The 3065-nt window shown below is 65.1% G+C and carries 4 protein-coding genes; 1 reads left to right on the plus strand and 3 read right to left on the minus strand.

Annotated elements, in window-relative coordinates:
- Positions 1-260: 260 nt before the first annotated feature.
- Both ACMO6A_RS07400 and ACMO6A_RS07405 read right to left on the minus strand, forming a co-directional pair.
- Positions 261-599, minus strand: coding sequence for a P-II family nitrogen regulator (locus ACMO6A_RS07400; protein WP_009306653.1), 339 nt, complete (start codon positions 597-599; stop codon positions 261-263).
- 15 nt (positions 600-614) lie between these two features.
- Positions 615-1889: an ammonium transporter gene (locus tag ACMO6A_RS07405; RefSeq protein ID WP_114554790.1), complete on the minus strand. Its 1275-nt coding sequence runs from the start codon at positions 1887-1889 to the stop codon at positions 615-617.
- Between the two features lie 187 nt (positions 1890-2076).
- Here ACMO6A_RS07405 and ACMO6A_RS07410 point away from each other — a divergent pair, with 187 nt between their 5' ends.
- A complete protein-coding gene (locus ACMO6A_RS07410) occupies positions 2077-2589 on the plus strand; it encodes a GNAT family N-acetyltransferase (protein ID WP_015761235.1) in 513 nt (170 codons plus the stop codon).
- A 58-nt stretch (positions 2590-2647) separates the two neighbouring features.
- Here ACMO6A_RS07410 and ACMO6A_RS07415 read toward each other — a convergent pair.
- Positions 2648-3065: cytochrome c3 family protein (locus tag ACMO6A_RS07415; protein ID WP_418471015.1), on the minus strand; the 418-nt coding region annotated here is incomplete at its 5' end.

Genomic DNA, 3065 nt, shown 5'->3' on the forward strand with positions numbered 1-3065 from the left:
ATTAGTATGGAAAGACAAGCACACATCACGAACGGCCGCCGCGTTCCCGCGAACGTCCACAAACCGGCCCGATTCGGCCGATTGCCCGGCGCTTGCGATGCGCTCGCCAGAAACGGCCGGTTCGGCTACGCGGGATCACGAAAACCACTGCCGTGAAGGGGATCCCGGCCCTGAGGCGCCGAGAAGCGACGGGCGGCCAGCAGGCCGCCCCTACGGAGCCGTCACGCATTGCGACGTAGGGGCGGTCAGCCCCGCATCTTCTACACGGCATCCTCTCCGGTTTCCCCGGTGCGGATGCGCACGACGTCTTCCACGGGGAAGACGAATATCTTGCCGTCGCCCACTTCCCCGGTTCGCGCAGTAGCGCGGATGAGGTCGACGAGCGGGCCCACCTCGCCGTCGTCCACCACCAGTTCGAACTTCACCTTCGGGATCATGTTCAGCATGACCTCGGTGCCACGGTAGTACTCCTTCCACCCGTGCTGCTTGCCGCAGCCCTGCACCTGCGAGATGGTCATGCCCGACACCTGCGCGGCGAACAGCGCTTCCTTGAGCGGCTCCAGCTTCTCGGGCCGCACGATGGCCGTGATCTTCTTCATAGTCGCACTCCTTCTTTAGTCGAGGCCCACGTAGGCCGGGTACGCGCTCTCGCCGTGCGCGGCCACGTCGAGGCCTTGCGCTTCCTCGGCCTCGCTCACGCGCAGGCTGCCCTTGAAGCACGCCTTCACGGCGAAGCCCAGCACCACGTCGAGCACGCCCACGAACACCACGGTCACGAGGATGCCCAGCACCTGAGCGCCCAGCAGCGTGGGATCTCCCGTGTAGACGAGGCCGCCGAAGTCGGTCCACGACAGCTCCGGCACGCAGAACAAGCCGGTCAGCACGCCGCCCGTGACGCCGCCGATCGCATGGATGCCGAAGGCGTCGAGCGCGTCGTCGTAGCCGAGCTTCCGCTTGAGGAACGACACGGCGAAGTAGCACACGGGCGACACGACGAGGCCCATGACCACCGCGGCCCACGGCTCCACGAATCCCGCCGCCGGCGTGATGACCACGAGGCCGGCCACCAGCCCCGTCGCCGCGCCCACGAGCGTGGGCTTGCCCGCGCGCGCACGCTCGATGAGCATCCACGACACGAGCCCTGCGCCCGACGCCACCACGGTGTTCACGAGCGCAAGCGCCGCCACGCCGTCGGGGGCGAACTCGGAGCCCGCATTGAAGCCGAACCAGCCGAACCACAAAAGCGTGGCGCCCAACGCGACGAACGGCACGTTGTGTGGACGGTAGCTCACCAGGCCGAACCCGCGCCGCTTGCCTGCAATCAGGCAAAGGATGAGGCCCGTGAGGCCGGACGAGATGTGCACCACGTCGCCGCCCGCGAAATCGAGGGCCCCGATGGTGTCGCCCACGAGGCTGCCCTCGCCGCCCCATACCATGTGCGCGAGCGGCGGGTACACCACCACGGTCCACACGGCCACGAACGCGCACACCGCGCCGAACTTCACGCGACCGGCCACCGCACCCGTGATGATGGCCGTGGTGATCATGCAGAACGCCAGCTGAAACACCACGTCGGCCATCGCGGGATACGCGCCGTGACTCAGCGCTTCGGGCGCCTCGCTCGTTATGTCGATCACGAGCCCTTGCAGGCCTATCTGATCGAAGCCCCCGAAGAACGGTATCGAGCCGTCGCCACCGTACGCGAACGACCAGCCGCACACCGTCCACGTGATGCCGACGATGCCGAGCACCGCAAACGACATGATCATCGTGCTCACGACGTTCTTACGGCGGCTCAAGCCCCCGTAGAAGAACGCCAGACCCGGCGTCATCAGCAGGACGAGCATCGCGCAAACGATCATGAAGCCCGTCGACCCTGTGTCAAACATATGCATCTACCTCCTTGGAAATCGCGCGTCGCATCGGTTACGCTTCGATGATCCCACGCTTTGACCTGGTGTTGAGTCACAGCTGCCACTGTTAACACGCCGGGAAACGTCTTGTAACAAACACGAAGCGGCCGCGTTACAATAAGGAAACACGCACCACCGCCCCACCCGCGAAAGGTTGCCTTCCATGAGCATCGCATTCGACGCCGTTCGAACCGCCGACGATAGACAGCGCCTCGCCGCGCTGGCCGACGAGATCTGGCACGAGTACTGGCCCGCCCTCATCGGCGACGCGCAAACCGACTACATGGTGGAGAACTTCCAAAGCCTCGGCGCCATCGAGCGCGACCTGCGCGAGCACGCCTACGAGTACTGGTTCCTGCGCGCCGAGGACGACGGGCGCATCGTGGGGTACACGGGGGGCCGCGCGGAGCCCGAGACGAACCGCTACTTCATCTCGAAGGTGTACCTGCAGGCCGAGGAACGCGGCAAGGGCTTCGCCTCGCAGGCCATCGCCTTCTACGAGCGGCTGTGCCACGAGCGCGGCCTCGAGGCGATGTACCTCACGGTGAACAAACACAACGACCTTGGTATTCGCGCCTATCTCGGCAAGGGATTCGAAACCATCGACGCTGTGGAAACCGACATCGGCAACGGCTTCGTCATGGACGACTTCATCATGGAGAAACGGGTCGAGTAGCCCGAGAGGCCAAGTCGCCGACAGTCCTTGCGGAACCGTCGGCGACAAGGGTACTTATCTACGCCGCCGTCGAAAGCTTGTTGGCCTCGGCGACGGTCAGCCAGCCCTCCGGCACTTCGGCTTCGCTGTGGCACTGCGTGCAGTACATCACGGAAGCGCGGTGCGCCTTGTGGCACTCGCTGCACTCGATCTCGCCGTGCTGCGGCTGATGCGGGTTGAACTCCATGTCGCTCGTGGCCTTGATCAGGTCGTCGCGCGTCAGGTTGTGGCAGCTCTCGTTCAGGCAGAACTCGTCGGCGTCAACGCCGCGAGCCTCGGTCAGCATCTCCGTGTCGCGCTCTTCAAGCGGGTACACGTAGTTGCCGGTGACCCAGTTCATGCCCTCGGACATCTGCTCGCTCAGCGTCGGCACATGGCAGGCCATGCAGTCCTTGCCCTGAGCCTTGTGCGAGACGGCCAGCATCGCGTTCGTGTTG

Source organism: Eggerthella sp. (assembly GCF_048329335.1).
Classification (GTDB): Bacteria; Actinomycetota; Coriobacteriia; order Coriobacteriales; family Eggerthellaceae; genus Eggerthella; species Eggerthella lenta.